18 protein-coding genes are annotated in these 18,265 nt (G+C 60.1%); 9 read left to right on the forward strand and 9 right to left on the reverse strand.

Going from position 1 to position 18,265, the window contains the following annotated elements; genetic code table 11:
• Window positions 1–130 precede the first annotated feature (130 nt).
• The 8 genes from ACQY7U_RS02760 to ACQY7U_RS02795 form a co-directional block, all read right to left on the reverse strand.
• Window positions 131–610 carry an ATP F0F1 synthase subunit B gene (locus ACQY7U_RS02760; RefSeq protein WP_428641714.1) on the reverse strand — a complete coding sequence of 160 codons (480 nt, stop codon included), beginning with the start codon at window positions 608–610 and terminating at the stop codon, window positions 131–133.
• 10 nt (window positions 611–620) lie between these two features.
• A complete protein-coding gene (locus ACQY7U_RS02765) occupies window positions 621–1,181 on the reverse strand; it encodes a F0F1 ATP synthase subunit B (RefSeq protein WP_428641716.1) in 561 nt (186 codons plus the stop codon).
• Window positions 1,182–1,260: 79 nt separating this feature from the next.
• Window positions 1,261–1,485, reverse strand: a complete 225-nt coding sequence (locus tag ACQY7U_RS02770) for a F0F1 ATP synthase subunit C (RefSeq protein ID WP_006935776.1) — start codon at window positions 1,483–1,485, stop codon at window positions 1,261–1,263.
• 70 nt (window positions 1,486–1,555) lie between these two features.
• Window positions 1,556–2,305, reverse strand: a complete 750-nt coding sequence (locus tag ACQY7U_RS02775) for a F0F1 ATP synthase subunit A (protein WP_428641718.1) — start codon at window positions 2,303–2,305, stop codon at window positions 1,556–1,558.
• A gap of 54 nt (window positions 2,306–2,359) precedes the next feature.
• Window positions 2,360–2,746 (reverse strand): AtpZ/AtpI family protein, encoded by a 387-nt coding sequence (locus tag ACQY7U_RS02780; protein WP_428641720.1) that lies wholly within the window; start codon window positions 2,744–2,746, stop codon window positions 2,360–2,362.
• Between the two features lie 210 nt (window positions 2,747–2,956).
• A complete protein-coding gene (locus ACQY7U_RS02785) occupies window positions 2,957–6,415 on the reverse strand; it encodes a chromosome segregation SMC family protein (RefSeq protein ID WP_428641722.1) in 3,459 nt (1,152 codons plus the stop codon).
• 102 nt (window positions 6,416–6,517) lie between these two features.
• Entirely contained in the window at window positions 6,518–7,153 is a 636-nt protein-coding gene (locus ACQY7U_RS02790) for a thioredoxin domain-containing protein (protein WP_428641724.1), read from the reverse strand.
• Window positions 7,154–7,342: 189 nt separating this feature from the next.
• Entirely contained in the window at window positions 7,343–7,876 is a 534-nt protein-coding gene (locus ACQY7U_RS02795; RefSeq protein ID WP_428641862.1) for a DUF721 domain-containing protein, read from the reverse strand.
• A 210-nt stretch (window positions 7,877–8,086) separates the two neighbouring features.
• Between ACQY7U_RS02795 and mutY the strand changes: the two genes are divergently transcribed.
• From mutY to bfr, 4 genes are all read left to right on the forward strand, one after another.
• Complete coding sequence (mutY, locus tag ACQY7U_RS02800; protein ID WP_428641726.1) at window positions 8,087–9,154, forward strand: A/G-specific adenine glycosylase; 1,068 nt, start codon at window positions 8,087–8,089, stop codon at window positions 9,152–9,154.
• Between the two features lie 94 nt (window positions 9,155–9,248).
• A complete protein-coding gene (locus tag ACQY7U_RS02805) occupies window positions 9,249–9,797 on the forward strand; it encodes a 2OG-Fe(II) oxygenase (protein ID WP_428641728.1) in 549 nt (182 codons plus the stop codon).
• A gap of 227 nt (window positions 9,798–10,024) precedes the next feature.
• Entirely contained in the window at window positions 10,025–10,507 is a 483-nt protein-coding gene (locus ACQY7U_RS02810) for a fasciclin domain-containing protein (protein WP_428641729.1), read from the forward strand.
• A gap of 186 nt (window positions 10,508–10,693) precedes the next feature.
• Entirely contained in the window at window positions 10,694–11,179 is a 486-nt protein-coding gene (gene bfr, locus ACQY7U_RS02815; RefSeq protein WP_428641731.1) for a bacterioferritin, read from the forward strand.
• 113 nt (window positions 11,180–11,292) lie between these two features.
• Here bfr and ACQY7U_RS02820 read toward each other — a convergent pair whose 3' ends face one another.
• On the reverse strand, window positions 11,293–12,801 hold the full coding sequence (locus tag ACQY7U_RS02820; RefSeq protein WP_428641733.1) for an AMP nucleosidase: 1,509 nt from the start codon (window positions 12,799–12,801) through the stop codon (window positions 11,293–11,295).
• A gap of 198 nt (window positions 12,802–12,999) precedes the next feature.
• Between ACQY7U_RS02820 and ACQY7U_RS02825 the strand changes: the two genes are divergently transcribed.
• From ACQY7U_RS02825 to ACQY7U_RS02845, 5 genes are all read left to right on the forward strand, one after another.
• Entirely contained in the window at window positions 13,000–13,800 is an 801-nt protein-coding gene (locus ACQY7U_RS02825; protein ID WP_428641735.1) for a transporter substrate-binding domain-containing protein, read from the forward strand.
• Between the two features lie 159 nt (window positions 13,801–13,959).
• Window positions 13,960–14,766, forward strand: coding sequence for an amino acid ABC transporter permease (locus tag ACQY7U_RS02830; RefSeq protein WP_428641737.1), 807 nt, complete (start codon window positions 13,960–13,962; stop codon window positions 14,764–14,766).
• A gap of 189 nt (window positions 14,767–14,955) precedes the next feature.
• Window positions 14,956–15,642, forward strand: a complete 687-nt coding sequence (locus tag ACQY7U_RS02835) for a DNA-3-methyladenine glycosylase I (RefSeq protein WP_428641738.1) — start codon at window positions 14,956–14,958, stop codon at window positions 15,640–15,642.
• A gap of 131 nt (window positions 15,643–15,773) precedes the next feature.
• Window positions 15,774–16,913, forward strand: a complete 1,140-nt coding sequence (locus tag ACQY7U_RS02840) for a site-specific DNA-methyltransferase (RefSeq protein WP_428641740.1) — start codon at window positions 15,774–15,776, stop codon at window positions 16,911–16,913.
• A gap of 334 nt (window positions 16,914–17,247) precedes the next feature.
• Window positions 17,248–18,195: a GAF domain-containing protein gene (locus tag ACQY7U_RS02845; RefSeq protein ID WP_428641741.1), complete on the forward strand. Its 948-nt coding sequence runs from the start codon at window positions 17,248–17,250 to the stop codon at window positions 18,193–18,195.
• Window positions 18,196–18,265: the final 70 nt, after the last annotated feature.

An 18,265-nucleotide genomic window follows, 5' to 3' on the forward strand; every position in this document is an offset into this window, starting at 1 on the left:
GAATACAGGTTGGGCACGCAGCCGTTCCTCAGTTACGTCATTCCCGACAGGTGGATTGAAAACGAGCGTTCCAACAAAAAAGCGGCCCCGAAAGGCCGCTTTTCAATTCGTTCGCGAAGCTTGCCGAACCTTAGTTCAGCCGGTCCTTCACCTGGCCAATGCTCTTGGTGAGGATGTCGTCGGCGACCTTGTCCTTGACCTTGGCGGTCAGGATGTGCTCAGCCGCGGCGACGGCGATGTCGGCCGCCTTGGCGCGGACTTCGGCAACCGCCTGGGCTTCCGCCTGGGCGATCTTGTCTTCCGCTGCCTTGGTCCGGCGTGCGATCATCTCTTCCAGAGCCTGGTTGGTTTCAACCGTCAGGCGCTCGGCTTCGGTGGTTGCTTCGGCGATGATGGCTTCCGCCTCACCTTCGGCTTCGTGGCGCTTGCGCTGATATTCCGACAGCAAAGCCTGGGCTTCTTCACGCATCTTGCGTGCGTCTTCCAGGTCCTTGCGGATGGTTTCGGCGCGATCGTCCAGCGAAGCCCCGATCTTGCCCGGAACCTTGATGTAGATGATCAGAGCAAAAAACAGGATGAGACCGACCAGGGCCCAAAATGTTGCGTCCATGATGGTCTCCCTAGTCCATTGCCGTTTTCAGTGCCTTGGTCAGATCGGTCTTCGTCGGAGCCTTGCCCATCAGCTGCTCGACGAGCGCTGACGTGGTTTCTCCGGCGATGTCACCAATCTGCGACAGGGCTTCGGTCTTGATACCGGCGATCTGCGCTTCAGCGGCCTTCAGCTTCTCACCAAGCTCTTTTTCCGCCTTTTCGCGGCGAGCTTCGTGTTCGGCCTTCAGCTTGGCACGCGTGTCATGTGCGATGCCATGCGCCTTGTTCCGGGCTTCGGCCAAAGCCTGCTCGTAGGCCGCAATGGCAGCGTCGGTTTCGTCCTTCAGGCGGTTAGCCTCGGACAGATCACCGGCGATGCGGTCCTTGCGGTCTTCCAGGATCCCTGCGATCCGCGGCACAGCCACGTTCTTCATGATCCAGTAGAACACACCGAAAGTAATGGCGAGCCACAAGAGCTGGGAAGCAAATGTGGTGCTATCGAACGGCGGAAAGCTTGCACCATGTTCGGACGCCGGCACCTCGATGGCCTCGTGCGTGCCTTCTGTGGTCGAATGTGTTTCGCCTGCCATTTCCAGTCTCCTAAATCCGGCTAGGCGGCGCTAGTGCGCCGCCACCGGAGTCGCATCAAAAGTCGCTGCGTGTGAGCGATTAAGCGAACAGGAGGATCAGAGCGACCAGCAGGGAGAAGATGCCCAGAGCTTCCGTCACGGCGAAGCCGAAGATCAGGCGGCCGAACTGGCCGTCGGCTGCGGACGGGTTGCGCAGAGCGCCTGCGAGGTAGTTACCGAAGATGTTGCCGAGGCCGATGCCTGCGCCGCCCATGCCGAGGCATGCGATACCGGCACCGATGTATTTTGCTGCTTCTGCTTCCATGACACGTGCTCCTAGATGGTGTTTGCAGATTTCTCACGCGCGGCGCGAGCGCCGTGTGATTGGGATACCCTTAGTGTGAAGGATGAATGGCGTCGTTCAGGTACATGCAGGTCAGAACGGTGAAGACGTAGGCCTGCAGGAACGCCACCAGGAACTCGAGCGCCGTCAGGGCGACCGTCATCCCCAGGGGAAGAATTGAACCGAAGATGCCGACCGCGCCCATTGCGCTGAGGCTGACGACAAAACCGGAAAAGACTTTCAGCGTGATGTGACCGGCGAGCATGTTCGCGAAAAGACGAACGGACAGGCTGATCGGACGCGAAAGGAACGAGATCACCTCGATCAGCGTAACCAGCGGGATTAGAGCCCCCGGGACGCCGCTCGGCACGAAAAGCTTGAGGAATTTCATGCCATTGCGCATGAAACCGTAGATGATCACGGTGAGAATCACCAGCATCGCAAGCGCGAAGGTCACGATGATGTGGCTGGTGATGGTGAAGAAGTACGGGAACATCCCGAAGAGGTTCGCGACCAGCACGAACATGAAGAGCGAGAACACGAGCGGGAAGAACCGCATTCCGTCCGTTCCCGCCGCACTTCGTAGCGTTCCCGCGACGAACTCATACGCCATTTCCGACATCGACTGCAGGCGGGAGGGAACAAGGCCCCGGCCGCTCGTCGAGAATATCAGGAATGCAGACGTCGCCGCCACGGTCAAAACCATGAACAACGAAGAGTTGGTGAAAGAGAAATCCATGCCCCCGACTTCGATCGGGAATAGCTTTTGAATTTGAAACTGATGGATCGGATCGTTCGCCACCGGCCAGCCTTCTTCGCTCGTTCATATCAATGCGCCCGAAGGCGCGCCAAAATTCTAATCAGTACGGTCTTTTTGAACGTCTTTGCCGCCCTGGGCCCTGGGATCCGGCTGCTCGACAACACCTGCCGAGCGCAGAACGTTCAGGACACCGGCTGCAAAACCCAGCAACAGAAAGACGATCAGCCCCAAAGGAGATGTCCCCAGCCACTGGTCGGCAACCCAACCGATCCCGGCCCCCACCAGAACACCTGCAATGAATTCCGAAGAAAGTTTCATTGCCTGCGCGTATCCGGACGAGTTGCTTTGCGACTTTCGCGCGGCCTTGGTTTCCGCAACCGCCAAGTCTTCAAGCTTCCGGTTCAATTGAGCCCGCCGCTCCGACAGACCCGCTTCCGGAACATCGTCCTTGCGATCCTTGTTACCGTCGTCTTGCGAAGACATGTTCATCAGTCCTCAACACGCCGACATGTCAGATCCATCAACAGGAGAGCCCCGTAAGCCGCGCGCACCATATTCGGCGCCTCATGTCGTGTCAAGGAGCGTTGAGCAATATATATCTATTTGAAAAATAACAACTTTTTTGAACTTTCCAGATTTATCGAGACCTAAGTTGCATAAGCATCGGACGGCGCGGCCGGTCCGGGTGCCTGCTCAACCCGTCTCCCGGAATCGTTCCGCCGTCTCCAAATCCACCGAAACGAGCTGGGAAACGCCGCGTTCGGCCATGGTTACGCCGAAAAGCCGGTTCATCCGTGCCATGGTGATCGGATTGTGGGTGATGACCACGAACCGCGTTTCCGTGCTCTTGGCCATTTCGTCCAGAAGATCGCAATAGCGCTCGACATTGGCATCGTCGAGCGGTGCGTCCACCTCGTCGAGTACGCAGATCGGTGCCGGATTCGTCAGGAACACCGCAAAAATCAGGGACATGGCCGTCAGCGCCTGCTCGCCGCCGGACAGCAGCGTCATCGTCTGCGGCTTTTTGCCCGGCGGGCGGGCGATGATTTCCAGGCCCGCATCGAGCGGATCGTCGGAATCGACCAGCTGCAGTTCCGCCGTGCCGCCGCCGAAAAGATGCGTGAACAGCCTCTGGAAGTGACCGTTGACCACTTCGAAGGAGGCCAGCAGCCGTTCCCGCGCTTCCCGGTTCAGATTGGAAATGCCGGTACGAAGGCGGCGGATGGCCTCGATCAGGTCGTCCCGCTCCGACGTCAGTGTGGTTTTCTGCTCGTCGATTTCCCTGAGTTCTTCCTCGGCCCTCAGGTTGACCCCGCCGAGACGTTCACGCTCCGCCTTCAAGCGCTCCAGCTTGCGCTCCATCGCTTCCGGATCCGGCAGCGGCGCGCCTTCCTTCAGTCCAGCGATGTCCGGCAGGGCGGCAACGGATACTTCCAGATCCTCGTCGATCCGGCGTTCCAGGTTGCTCTTGCGCTCGCGCGCGGCCTCCAGCCGCTCTTCGGCGCGAATCTTCTGCTCGCGCGCACCGGTCATGGCCTCCAAGGACGCCTTGGCCGCCCGATCGACATCGGCAAGGTCCAGTTCGGCCTGCTGAAGCCGATCGTCCTTCGCCTTCTTTTCCTCTTCCGCCCTGGCGATGGCCGAAAAAAGCTCGCGGCGCTTGATTTCGATGTCTTCAGGCGCCTCGATCAGCTCTGCCCGTTCTTCTTCCGCCTCTTCCCGGCGTTCGGTCAGGACCGCGATCTGCTGCGCGGCATTCGCGGCCCGCGTTTTCCAGCTGTCGTACTCCCGGGCGATCGCTTCCAGACGCCGGTCGCGCATCTGCTGCTCCCGGGTCAGGCCTTCGGCAACGGCTCGTGCCTCGGCGAGCGCGCCGCGGGCCGTGCCGACCTTGACTTGCAGGGCCTCGATCCGGTCCCGGTAACTGGAGCTGTCGGGTGCGGCCTCCAGCCGTTCTTCGGCCTCGATTACCTGCTCGCGCGCCATTTCGGCCTCTTCGCCAAGCCGTTCCGCCCGGTCCAGGGCGGCTTCCTTTCTGGCAGCAAGTTGCGACACTGCGCGCTCCGCGGCCGCCAGCGCCTCACGAGCGGCGGCCGCCCGCCGCTGACCATCGCGCACCTTGCCGCGGGCAATCTGTTCCAGTTCCACGGCCTGACGTACCTGCGTGGCGGCTTTCTCAAGCGCCTGCTCCCGATCCGTCAAGGTTCTGCGAGCCGTATCGATTTCATCTGCCAGCTCAGCCAGCCGGTTTTTCTGGGCGAGCCTCTGGGCGGCCGGCGTCGGGGCATTGGCGGCAATCACGAAACCGTCCCAGCGCCAGAGGTCGCCCTCTTTGGAAACCAGACACTGCCCCGTCTTCAGTTCTCCGCGCATCGCTTCGCCAGCGGCCTGATCGACAATGCCGATCTGGCGCAGGCGGCGGGAAAGCTCCGCTGGCGCCCGGACCACATCCGTGAGCGGCCTTACCCCGGTGGGCAGCGCCGGATCCCCCTCGCCCGGCAGCACGCCGCCCCACCGGACCGCCGCCGCCTCGTCGAGCGGGGCATCCAGATCCTCTCCGAGCGCCGCGCCAAGCGCGGTTTCATAACCCTGCTCTACCTGAAGCTCTTCGACGACGGGCGTATGCTCCTGTTCGGAATGAACGTTGAGCACCTGCTCCAGCGTGCGCGCTTCCGTTTCGAGGCCCTGCAGCATCTGCCGGGCGTCGCTCAAGGGCCCGCGCGCAGCCTGTTCCAGTTCCCGGGCTTCCCGCGTCGCGCCTTCAGCCTCCTCGGCAGCAGCTTCAGCCTCGGCGAGTTCCTCCTGCGCCAGCTCGAGCGCTTCCCGGTTCTCCGCAACGCCGTCCTGTTCGGCCATCTGCGCGTCGAGCTGCGCCAGCGCCTGCTGGGCATCCTGGGCCTGCGCAACCAACCGGTCGGCGCGCTGACGGCTGTCGGCAACGGCCCGTTCAAGCTGGCGGCGTTCCGCGCTTGCCCGGGCTTCCGCCGCAGTCAGCTCGGAAAGCTGCGCTTCCAGCGTGCGGACAGCCTCCTCGGCTTCCGCCACCTTCTCATGCGCGCTTTCGGTGCGTTCCTGCACCATCTCGTTTTCTTCCAGAAGTTCAGCGCGCTCTTCGGAGAGCCGCTCCAGAACCTCGTCGTTTTCCGAGACCATGGATTGTTCGCGGCGGATATCCTCGGCGAGCTGCACCAGGCGGCGCTCCAGGTCCTGCAACCGCTCCTTGATACGGCGCTCTTCCGCGTCCAGTTCGTTGCGGGCAATCACCAGCCGCTGCAGAGCCACCCCTGCACCTGCGGCTTCGTCGCGCAGTTCCGGAAGCTTGTGGGCGGCAATCGCCTGAATGCGCGCGCTTTCCGCCTGAAGCGCCGTCGCCTCGTTCACCTGCTTCTGCGCCTCGGCGAAATGAGCTTCGGCGGCTGCCAGCGCATCGCGGGATTCGGTCCAGCGGATATAGAGGATCGAGGCTTCCGCCCCCCGGATCTCGGAGGAAAGGTTGCGGTAGCGCGAGGCCTGGCGGGACTGACGCTTGAGATTGTCGAGCTGGCTGTCGATCTGGACAAGCACGTCTTCCAGACGTTCCAGGTTCTGTTCGGCAGCCCTAAGGCGGATTTCGGCCTCGTGCCGGCGCGAATGCAGGCCGGAAATACCGGCTGCCTCTTCCAGGATCTGGCGGCGGGAGGTCGGCTTGGCCGCGATCAGCTCGCCGATCTGGCCCTGACGCACCATGGCGGGCGAGCGCGCTCCGGTGGAGGCGTCCGCAAACAGCAGCTGCACGTCTCGGGCGCGCACATCCTTGGCATTGATCTTGTAATTGGAGCCCTGTTCGCGCTCGATACGGCGGCTGACTTCCAGCATGTCGGCATCGTTGAAAGCCGTCGGAGCCGTCCGGTCGAGATTGTCGAGAAACAGGGTTACTTCGGCGGTGTTTCGCGCCGGCCGGTTGAGGCTGCCGGAAAAGATCACGTCGTCCATGCCGGACGCGCGCATGTTCTTGTAGGAGTTTTCGCCCATCACCCAGCGCAGGGCCTCGACAAGGTTGGACTTGCCGCAACCATTCGGCCCGACCACGCCGGTCAGGCCGTTGCCGATGATGAACTCCATCGGTTCGACGAAGGATTTGAAGCCGACGATGCGGAGCTTTGAAAACTTCATCGGCGCCAGCCCCCCGGGCAAGCAGACCACCGGAAGACAGGCGCCGTGAATATTGGCTTCTGATCAAAGCAGGCCCCGAGGGCCGGCGGCAACGGCCCCGGCCTAGAGGTTTTCCTCGATGAGCTTGCCCATCTCTTCAATCGAAAGCGCCCCCGCATGCTTTTCGCCATTGATGAAGAATGTCGGCGTGGAGTTCACTCCAAAGGTATTCGCGCCGCGATCCTTGACCGCATTAACTGCGTCCAGCAATCCCTGGTTTGTCAAGCATTCCTCGAACGACTTCTGTGTAAATCCGATCTGCTTTGAAAAGTCGAGCAGGGATTGATAGGGCTTGTCGGTAAAGGCCCAGGTCCGCTGGTTTTCAAACATTGTATCCACAATGTCGAAATACTGGTTCTCAGCGGAGCAACGCGCCAGCATGAAGCCTGCGGCCGCGACCGGATCCAGCGGGAACTCGCGGAAGATGAACCGTACCTTGCCGGTGTCGATGTATTTCGACTTCAGTTCCGGATAGGTGTTCTTGTGAAAGTTGGCGCAGTGGCCGCAGGTCATCGACGCATATTCAACAATCGTCACCGGTGCGTTCTCTTCGCCCAGCACCTTGTCGCCCAGCGGGCCCGGCTTCAGAAGATCTTCCAGATCGACCGACTCGGCAAAAGCGGGGACGGAAGCGGCAAGACCGAAAGCTGCGGTCGCCAGAGCAGTGGTTTTCAGAAACTGTCTACGGGTCTTAGTCACGAAGATTTTCCTATTGCAATGGATGCGCGGCGCGCGCCGGGCGAATTCAATTCCCTCATGTGCCCCTTCACGCACGGAACGTCAACAAAGCTTGTAAAATGTGGCGGGAACGAGAACGCCGAACGGCCCGGTTTCACAAGGTTGTTACCGTAGCAAATCCCGGGAAGCCTGCCGCCTCGCCCGGACAGGTCACGCGGCCTTGCCGCCATTGCGGGCAATCACCTGCGCACCGAGCTTCTTCAGGGCCTGGCGCAGGCGGTCGTTCTCGACGCCTTCCAGGCTTTCCTCGAGTTTTTCTTCTTCCCGAGGCGTCAGCGGTCTCAGTTCCCTGCGGCGCGGCGAGGGTTTCGCCTGAACGGGTTTCTGCAGGATCTTGATGCGCCCGACCGCGCACCAGCCGTAGAACGTATTGATACGCTCGATGACCTGACCGCTGTCATGCGACAGCATCATCGCGGTCGCACCGTCCGTGTGAACCACCAGAGTGGCGGGTTGCGGCGGGCTCTCAGGGTCCGCGGCTTCGGGGCGACGCGGCCAGATCAGACGTTCGGGCTGCACCCGGTGGCCATAGCGCTCACCGACGATATCGGCCCAGGAGGCAACGATGTCGACGGAGGCAAACCCGCGTTTCCGGCAGGCAGGCGTCATCGCCTTGCCGACAAGATCGGCAAGCGGTTTCGCGTCCTTCTGCCTGTGCGCAGGATTTGCCTTTGGCGCGCTGATAACCTACCTCCTCATCCATCCCGCGAACCACCGCATGGAACCGCCCTGCGGAGAGCGTCACATGGATCGGTATGTTGTGTCCCTATAAAATACGACAAAATGACGACGAATACTTTCCAAAAGCCAGTGACCGCTCACCGTTACCCAAGTTGTCAACAGGCTTTCCAATGCCGCACGCGCAATTACAACCTCTTTTGCTGATCTGATCTCATGCCGACTGCTTCTCATACCCGATTGCTTCTTGCCTGGTACGACCGGCATGCCAGACGCCTGCCCTGGCGGGTGGCTCCCGAAGACGCCAAACTCGGCGAAGTGCCCGATCCCTACCGTATCTGGCTGTCGGAAGTAATGCTCCAACAGACCACCGTCGCGGCAGTCAGGGAATACTTCGAGAAGTTTACCCGCACCTGGCCAACCATCGAAGACCTCGCGGCAGCCCCTGAAGAAGACGTCATGAAGGCCTGGGCGGGGCTCGGATATTATTCGCGTGCGCGTAACCTGAAAAAATGCGCCGAAACCGTTGCCCGGGACCATGACGGACATTTTCCCGATGCGGAGAGCGAGCTCGTAAAACTGCCCGGCATCGGCCCTTATACAGCCGCCGCCATTGCCACGATCGCCTTTGGCCGGCATGCCGCCGTGGTCGACGGCAATGTGGAGCGGGTGCTCTCCCGGCTGGCGCGCATTGAAACGCCTTTGCCCGACGCGAAGGCGGAGATCAAGACGCTGATGGCGGAGCTGACCCCAGCGGACCGGCCCGGCGATTTCGCTCAAGGAGTAATGGACCTCGGTGCGACGATCTGCACACCCAAACGGCCGGCCTGCGCACTCTGTCCCTGGCAGACCGAATGCCGGGTGGCAGCCGACCCGCTGGCGGAGACATTGCCCCGGAAGGCTCCGAAGAAGGAAAAGCCAACCAGATTTGGTGCCGCATTCGTCGCCGTCGACAAAAAGACCGGTGCTGTCCTCTTGCGCCGCCGGCCGCCAAAAGGTCTTCTCGGCGGGATGACCGAAGTACCGGGATCGGAATGGTCGGAAGGATTTTCGAGCGACAAGGCCCTCGACAGCGCCCCTTTCGCAGCTGACTGGAAGTCACGCCCCATCGAGGTGAAACACACCTTCACCCACTTTCATTTGCGCATTTCCGTTTTTCGAGCGGACCTGGAAGCGGACGGCGTTCCGGCACCGGAAAACAGCTGGTGGTCAGTTCCCGAGACACTTGAAGGCGAAGCCCTGCCGACGGTGATGCGCAAGGCCCTGGCGGTGGCGCTGGAATAGGCATCGGAAAAGTTCTTGTTCGGCAAAAGAATTCAGTTGCGGTTTGCTGCGTTTGGATGTTGATGATCGCAGTCAACTTCGAAAGCGAACCTTGATGTTCACCTATTCATATGACGCCCTCTTCTCAAAACTGGACTGCAATGAAATTATCCGCCTGAGTCGCGGAAAAACCCAGGATTCCGGAGGACTTGTCGGCGGGAAAAAGCAAAATGAAATCCGCCGGGCGAAAGTCAGCTGGCTGGACGAGGAAGACACCGCCGGCTGGGTGCTGGAGCGGATCATCGGAGCTGTCGCCAGGGCCAACCGCGAAGCCTTCGATTTTGACATCACCGAATTCAGGGAAAAACTCCAGGTCGCCGTCTATGACGAGAGCGAGGAAGGTCATTACGACTGGCATTCCGACATCGGCGAAGGCCCGATCGCACAATTCCGCAAGGCCACGATTGTCACGCAGCTTTCACCTGCCGTTTCCTACGACGGCGGTGAACTGGAAATCAGTCTGGGCCACACGGTGCTGACCGCCTCGAAGGATCAGGGCAGCGCAACGCTCTTTGCCAGCTTCATGCTGCACCGGGTGGCGCCGGTTACCAAAGGAACACGCTATTCGCTCACCTGCTGGAGCCATGGCCCTCGTTTTCGCTAATTGGTGTCGTGGCGCCAATGTGCGGAAAAACCGAATTAAACGCATGAACCTTGCGGCCGGATCAGTTTTTCCGGACTGATATTGCAAAATTTATTTTTGATCCGGCCCCCTGCCCGCCGCGTAGAAACACCGACACAGGCAGACACTCAAAGATTTAGAAACACTCGGGAAAGATGATTTTCCGAACACGTCCCCCTTTTGCCTGTGCAAGCAATTGGAGTGACCAGATGAAACTTTTGCAGAAACTGATGTTCGCCCTGCTTCTCGTCCTGCCGCTCTCTGCGGCCAAAGCCAGTGAGAAGGACATTGTCGATACGGCGGTCGGTGCCGGAACCTTCGGCACGCTGGTAGCTGCCGTGCAAGCTGCCGGCCTCGTGGACACGCTCAAGGGCGATGGTCCGTTCACGGTTTTTGCCCCGACCGATGAAGCCTTTGCCAAACTTCCTGAAGGTACGGTGGAGAACCTTTTGAAGCCTGAAAACAAGGACCAGCTGGTTGCCGTGCTGACTTACCACGTATTGCCCGGAAAAGTGATGTCTTCCGACATTGCCGGCAAGAAAGCCAAGGTAGCCTCCGTACAGGGCAGCGAAATTTCTGTCGATGCAACTGACGGCGTCAAGGTGGATGAAGCCCAGGTCGTTGCTGCGGACATTGAAGCCTCGAATGGCGTGATCCATGTGATCGACACGGTCATCCTGCCCGGGTCGTGACGCGCTCTGGCGCAATGTGCCCCAGGGAGCACAAACTCAATGAACGGCGCGGCCCATCGGGCTGCGCCTTTACTGTATATTGGGCCGGTGTCATGAATCGAACTGGACAAATGCCGCTTGCCCAGGCGGCTGACACGCCTATATTGGAATTATTCTAAAGTTCACAAGTTTTCAGGAGGCCCTGACATGAAGGGAAGCGAAAAGGTCATCGAGCGTCTGAACGAAGCCCTCTTTCTGGAGCTGGGCGCAATCAATCAGTACTGGCTCCACTATCGCCTTCTCAGCGACTGGGGCTTCACGCGGCTGGCCAAGAAGGAACGTGAGGAATCCATCGAGGAAATGCATCATGCCGACAAGCTGACGGACCGCATCATCTTCCTCGAAGGCCATCCGAACATGCAGAAGGTGTCCCCGCTGCGGATCGGACAGAACATCAAGGAAGTTCTGGAGTCCGACCTGGCGGGCGAATATGACGCGCGCGCCTCTTATTCCAAGTCCCGCGACATCTGCCACGACGAGGGCGACTATGTTTCCATGAAACTCTTCGAAGAACTGCTGGCCGACGAGGAGGGCCATATCGACTTCCTCGAAACCCAGCTGGAGCTTCTGGAAAAGATCGGCGTCGAGCGCTACGGTATGCTGAATGCAGCGCCTGCGGACGAGGCGGAATAGTTTGCCTTCTTCCCTACGCCGTCCCGGCCAGGCGAAGCACGAGCCGAGCCTCTGGGCTGTTTGAAATAACTGGTTTGAAGCGCGGCCCATCGGCCGCGCTTTTTTTGTTCGTCTTACTGGAACGCGGTTTCCGCGAAGCTTCTGAGTTTGCGGGAATGCAGGCGTTCGGCCGTCATGTCGCGCATCTTCTCCATCGCCCTGATCCCGATCTGAAGATGTTGGGCCACCTGGCGCTTGTAGAAATCGGTCGCCATGCCCGGCAGTTTCAACTCGCCGTGCAACGGCTTGTCGGAAATGCACAAAAGGGTTCCGTATGGTACGCGGAACCGGAAGCCGTTGGCCGCGATCGTCGCCGATTCCATGTCGAGCGCAATGGCCCGGGATTGTGAGAACCGCTTGACCAGTTCCGGCTGGTCCCACAGTTCCCAGTTCCGGTTGTCGAGCGAGACTACGGTTCCGGTACGCATCACCCGTTTCAGGTCATAACCGTCAAAGCCGGTGATCTCTGCAACCGCGTCTTCCAGCGCAACCTGCACTTCGGCGAGCGGCGGGATCGGCACCCAAACCGGCAAATCCTGATTGAGCACATTGTCGTCGCGCACATAACCGTGGGCCAGCACGTAATCTCCCAGCGTCTGGCTGTTGCGCAGGCCCGCGCAGTGGCCGAGCATGATCCAGACATGCGGGCGCAGAACGGCAATGTGGTCGGTAATCGTCTTCGCGTTGGAAGGTCCCACGCCGATATTGACCATCGTAATGCCGCTGCCGTCCGCCCGCGTCAGATGATAGGCCGGCATCTGGGGAAGCTTGGGTGGTTCCTCGCCGCTGCAGGGGGCCTTGTCGCCCGCCATCGTGACGAGATTGCCGGGCGCCACGAAAGATTCGTAACCGCTGTCCGGATCCGCCAGCAGATCCATCGACATGCGGCAAAATTCGTCGATATAGAACTGGTAGTTGGTGAAAAGCACATAATTCTGGAAATGCTCGGCCCGCGTGGCCGTGTAGTGCTGAAGCCTGTGCAGGGAATAGTCGATCCTGGGTGCGGTGAAGGACGCCAGTGGCATCACGCCATCGACCGGCTCATAGGTTCCATTGGCAATGGAATCGTCCATCACGGTCAGGTCCGGCAGGTCGAAGATATCAGCAAGCGGCCGGTCGAGTTCCGCGGCAGCCGCCCCGCCTTCCACGTGGGTCCCGTCATAGAAAGCAAAATGCAGTGGGATCGGCATGTCGCTGTCGCCAACCAGGATCGGCACATCGTGATTCTTCATCAGGAGCGACAACTGGGCTTCAAGGTAATTCCTGAAAAGGTCCGGACGGGTGATAGTCGAGCAATGCGTTCCCGGCTTAGAAACAAAACCATAGGACAGACGGCTGTCGAGGCGGATATGGCTGTCCGTGACGATACGAACCTGCGGATAAAACGCGCGCACCCGCCCATCGATTTTCCTGCCCTCAAGAAGATCCTGAAAATGCATGCGCAGGAAGGCCGTATTTGCCTCAAAAATCTCGATCAGTCGCTCCACGGCCTTTCCTGCATCGGTAAAAACCTCGAGCGGATGGGTTGGAGCCAGACGGGTCCTGCGGACCGGCTGCAGGGTGTTGCCACTGATGTTGGACATATAAAGTCTCCTTATTGTTGTTATGTTCCCACAGTCCTGCCAAGTTCTGCCGTGGTCAATAGATCTGGCAGCAAATTATGAATTTTTTTTCGCGAGCAGAAAAACTTTTCAGGGCGAACCGTATTGAGAAGCCAGCGGGCTTTCCCGCGAGGTTGTAAGCCGGTAAAGTCCTGCGAAATTTTTGACCAGGAGTTCAATATGCAACGTAAACTGATGACCCTTGCGGTCGCCGCTTCCTCGCTTCTCGGCGCGGGACTTTCCGCATTTGCCGGCGATCTTCCGGATCTTGGCGGACGCGAAATCGTCATTGCGTCCGAAAACACCTATCCGCCCCTTCAGTTCGTCGATCCAAAGTCCGGCGAGGCCGTTGGCTGGGAATATGACGCTGTTGCGGAAATCGCCAAGCGACTGAACATGAAGGTGACCTACGAGAACACCAGCTGGGATGCGATGATCCCCGCCATCTCCGGTGGTGAATACGACATTGCCATGAACGGCATCACCATCCGTGAGGACCGTGCGGAAAAGGTGGCCTTCTCCGATCCTTACATGCGCTCGGAAATGTTCATGCTGGTTCGCGCCGATGAAGACCGCTTCACCGATGCCAAGGGCTTTGCCGCCAACACCGATTTCCTGGCCGGTGCCCAGCCCGGCACAACGCCTTTCTACGTCACCGTCTATGAAGTGCTCGACGGCGACGAGGCCAATCCCCGCATCAAGCTGTTCGAAACCTTCGGCGCAGCAGTCCAGGCCCTGAAGACCGGCGACGTCGACCTGGTGCTGACCGACAGCACCGGCGGCCAGGGTTATGTCGCCACCAACCCGGACACGTTCAAGCTGATCGGCGATCCGATGGGCGCAGAAGACTTCGGCTTCATCTTCCCGAAAGGTTCCGATCTCATCGAACCGGTCAATGCGGCGATTGCCAGCATGCGGGACGACGGCACGCTGGACGCCCTCAACAAGAAATGGTTCTTCGACTACAAGGTCGCACAGTAAAGTGCCGGGCCGCCGCAGTCCGATTTTTCGGAACGTGGCCTAGACTTTCCCTTGCTTGGCCGGTATCCGGGCTCTGGTCCTGATACCGGCCAATTTTCTTTTCAGCCGCATTCCGGACTTCCGGAGTTCATCTTTTCACGTCCAGTCCAAGTCAGGTCCATGTTCCGCAAAAAAAACCGGTCCAACGCCCCGCAAAAGGATTTTCCCTACTGGCTGGTGGCCGCCTGCGGAATTGCCGTCTTCCTGCTATTTCAGATCGCGACCGACGACATCTATTCGCAGGTCATGGCAACGGTCTCCCGTGGCGTCGGCCTGACGGTCTTCGTGACGTTGGTCGGATTCTTCCTGGCCTCCCTCCTGGGCCTGCTGCTCGCCCTCGCATCCCTTTCCGGTTCGGCATTCCTGCGCCAGACCGCCCGTTTCTATGTCGAGATCGTGCGCGGCCTGCCGATCATCGTGCTGCTGCTCTATATCGCCTTCGTCGGCACACCGCTCCTGATCGCAGCCGTCAACGCTGTCCTGGAGCCGCTCGGTCTCGACCCGTTGCGCACCCGGGATTTTTCCCTGCTCTGGCGGGCCATCATCGCCCTGATGATCGGTTATTCCGCCTTTATCGCCGAAGTCTTCCGGGCGGGCATCCAGGCCGTCGACAAGGGCCAGATAGAGGCCGCCGAGGCGCTCGGCATGAACCGCTGGCTGCGCTTTCGCCTCATCATCTTCCCGCAGGCCCTCAAGACCATCCTGCCGCCGCTCGGCAACGACTTCGTCGCCATGATCAAGGACTCTTCCCTTGTCTCCGTCCTCGGTGTCGCCGACGTCACCCAGCTCGGCAAGGTCTATGCGGCCGGGTCCTTCCGCTATTTCGAGACCTACAATGTGGTCGCGCTTATCTATCTGATGATGACAATCACCCTGTCGCTCGCCCTGCGCAGATTTGAGCGGACAAAGCAGTTTCAGGAGCGTTAGGGTTTCAACAGGAACCGTTTTACCCCACATCCTCATCCTGAGGAGGACCGAAAGGTCCGTCTCGAAGGATAGGCGACATACTCAAGAGCAAGTGGCCCATCCTTCGTGACAGCGCTTCGCGCTTCCTCAGGATGAGGGTGTCGAATTTTGAACGGCGCCAGGACATGCGGGAGACCGGGGAGAAACGGAATGCGCTCATTCGAAGATATCGAAGCACTTGCAGCGGAAAAGAAAGGCGGACAGGAAGCGCTTGACGCCCTGCTCGCCGAACACAATCCGCCGAAGTCCGTCGCAGAGCTTGAAAAGATCGGCGACGACCGCTGGCTGTCCATGTTCACCAGATGCGTGTTTCAGGCGGGCTTCAGCTGGAAGGTGATCGACCAGAAATGGCCGGGCTTCGAGGAGGCCTTCCAGGGCTTCGACGTCGCCCGCCTCGCCTTTTTGCCCGACGAGGACTTCGAGGCACTGATGCACGACACGCGCATCGTCCGCAACGGCCAGAAAATCAAGTCCGTCCAGGCAAACGCGGTCTTCCTCAAGGATCTTGCCGCCGAACACGGCAGCGCCGCGAAGTTCTTCGCGCATTATCCGCCGGGTGATCAGATCGGCCTGATGGAGGTCCTGAAGAAACGTGGCAGCCGGCTCGGCGGCAACACCGGGCAAATCGCCCTGCGCTTCATGGGCAAGGAGAGTTTTGTCCTGTCAGGCGACGTGGTTAACGCTCTCATCCGTGAAAATGTCATCGAGAGCGATGCCATGTCGAAAAAAAACCTGAAAGCAATTCAGGTTGCCTTTAACGAATGGCGAGCAACCAGCGGTCGCAGCCTGAACGAAATCAGCAGAATTCTGGCGTTTTCGGTCGGATCGCGGCATTAACTTCTCATTTAACTTTTACGATTGTAAACAAAGCATTGATTCAAAGGGAATTTTTGTTTCACCCGCTTAACGGCTGATTTACCAAACCCGGTAACCATGACACTTGAAATTGCGTGAGGTAATGCGTCGCAATGAGTGTACTGCGTACCGGGGTGTCCACAGCGGCACCCCACCCCAAACATAATACGGAAGCATCCGCTTCCTGGCTGAACACAATTCTGAAGGGCGACTGCGTGGCCGCCCTTGAGAAGCTGCCGTCCCGGTCCGTCGACCTGGTCTTCGCGGACCCGCCCTACAATCTCCAGTTGGGTGGCGACCTGCATCGGCCGGATCAGTCCAAGGTCGACGCCTGCGACGACCATTGGGATCAGTTCGAGAGTTTCGAGGCCTATGACGCCTTCACAAGGGCATGGCTCCTGGCCGTGCGCCGGGTGATGAAACCGGACGGATCGCTTTACGTGATCGGGTCGTATCACAATATCTTCCGGGTTGGCGCGATCCTGCAGGATCTCGGCTTCTGGATCATGAACGACATCGTCTGGCTGAAGTCCAACCCGATGCCGAATTTCCGCGGCAAACGGTTCACCAACGCCCACGAGACCATGATCTGGGCGGTGAAATCCAAGGACGCCAAACCGACGTTCAACTACGACGCCCTGAAGGTCTTCAACGAGGACCTGCAGATGCGCTCCGACTGGCACCTGCCGCTGTGCACGGGCACCGAGCGTCTGAAGGACAAGAACGGCCAGAAGGTGCATCCGACCCAGAAGCCGGAGGCCCTGCTCTACCGGGTTCTGACCGCTTCCTCCAAACCGGGCGATGTGGTCCTGGATCCCTTCTTCGGCACCGGCACCACGGGTGCGGTCGCCAAGAAGCTCGGACGGAACTTCGTCGGCGTGGAGCGCGAGCAGGATTATATCGACGCGGCCACGGCCCGGATCGACGCCATCGAACCGGGCAGTGCCGAGGCACTCGAAATGCAGCAGGGCAAACGGGCCCAGAAGCGCATTCCCTTCGGAACGCTGCTGGAGTCGGGCCTGCTGGAACCGGGCACGGAACTGACCTGTTCCAAAGGCAAGCACCTTGCGGTCGTGCGCGCCGACGGCTCCCTGAAATCCGGCGACCACACCGGCTCGATCCACAAGGTCGGCGCGCTGGTTCAGGGGCAGGAAGCCTGTAACGGCTGGACCTTCTGGCACACGCGGGACGGCTCCAAAACGTCTCCGATCGATGAGCTGAGGAAGGAAATCAGATCCCGCCTGCAGGCATAAGCAGGCAAAGAGCGCGGTCCGTCCAAGCTCTTCTAGAAAGCGACCTTCGCGTTCCCCGCGAAATCACCTTCCCCCCGTCTCCCAGAAAAGGAGGCGGGGTTTTCTTTGGTCATTCACCCTCTCCGGCTCCGCAAGGAGAACGCGCTCCGGCACCGCGTTCCAAATCGCAAAAGTGTCTCAGGTATGAAACACCTTTGGCGCCGGATTTCCTGCATCCCTTGAATAATTCCGTCACCGACGCCATTGTGCCTGATCTTTGAGGCGTTCTTGGGAGGAACGGATCAAGAGCCGGGGAGCCTTTCGGTTTCCTCGCTTCGGGATCAGTGACGCAGCCATGAAGGATCATGTCGAAACCGTTTTTCGAACCGTAGAGTCCGGGTCGGCCCCCGCCGTTTCCAGGATTGCGGCCTCGTGGCGCCGGTCGATCGACAAGCACGGTCTTCATCCGGGGGAACGGCGGGCTCCCAAGCGTCTCGACGAAGCTGCCCTGCGCCGCAGGCGCGACGATGTCGGCGCCTTCCTGCAAATTGCCGCGCCCAAGCTGGACCAGCTTTTCGGGCTGGTCGGCCAGTCCGGCTGCACGGTCGTGCTGACGGATGCGCAAGGTGTCATCCTCGACCAGCGAAGCACTGCCGCCGACCAGGATGCGTTCGACGACTGGGGGCTGACACAGGGCGCGGACTGGAGCGAGGCTGCCGTCGGCACCAACGGTGTCGGCACCTGCATTGCCGAGCAGCGGAACGTCATCGTGCACCGGGACGAGCACTTCCTGGCGCGCAATGTCGCCATGAGCTGCATGGACGCGCCGATCTACGGCCCGGACGGGCATATCGCCGGCGCTCTGGATGTCTCCTCCGCCCGCTCGGACCAGACCGAGGCCTTCAACCGGCTGATCGGCGCCATGGTTGCCCAGACGGCCCGCCAGATCGAGGTTGACACCTTCCGCGCGGCCTTCAGCGGCAGCCGCATTGTCTTCGCCGACAAGGACACGTCCGATACCGCGCTTCTTCTCGCGGTTGATAGCAACGACATCGTCGTCGGTGCCACCCGCGGGGCCCGCAAGGCCTTCGGTCTTGGTTCCACCGGACCGATCAGCCCCTTGCCCGCTTCCGATCTTCTCGGACGCGAGGACGGCCCGACCGGCTTTGAAAAGGCTGAAAGAGCTGCCGTCATGCGGGCTCTTGCCAGAGCAAACGGCAATGTCTCCGAGGCCGCCAGGGCGCTCGGCGTTGGCCGGGCAACCCTCTATCGGCGCATGAAGCGGCTCGGCATCGGCGATTGAGCTGCCGACCTGTCTCAGCCTTGAGACAGAAGCCGCCCCGAACGATTTCCTCCCCGCTGACAGCAATCGG

The sequence above is a fragment of the Roseibium sp. genome (assembly GCF_050301095.1).
Lineage (GTDB): Bacteria > Pseudomonadota > Alphaproteobacteria > Rhizobiales > Stappiaceae > Roseibium.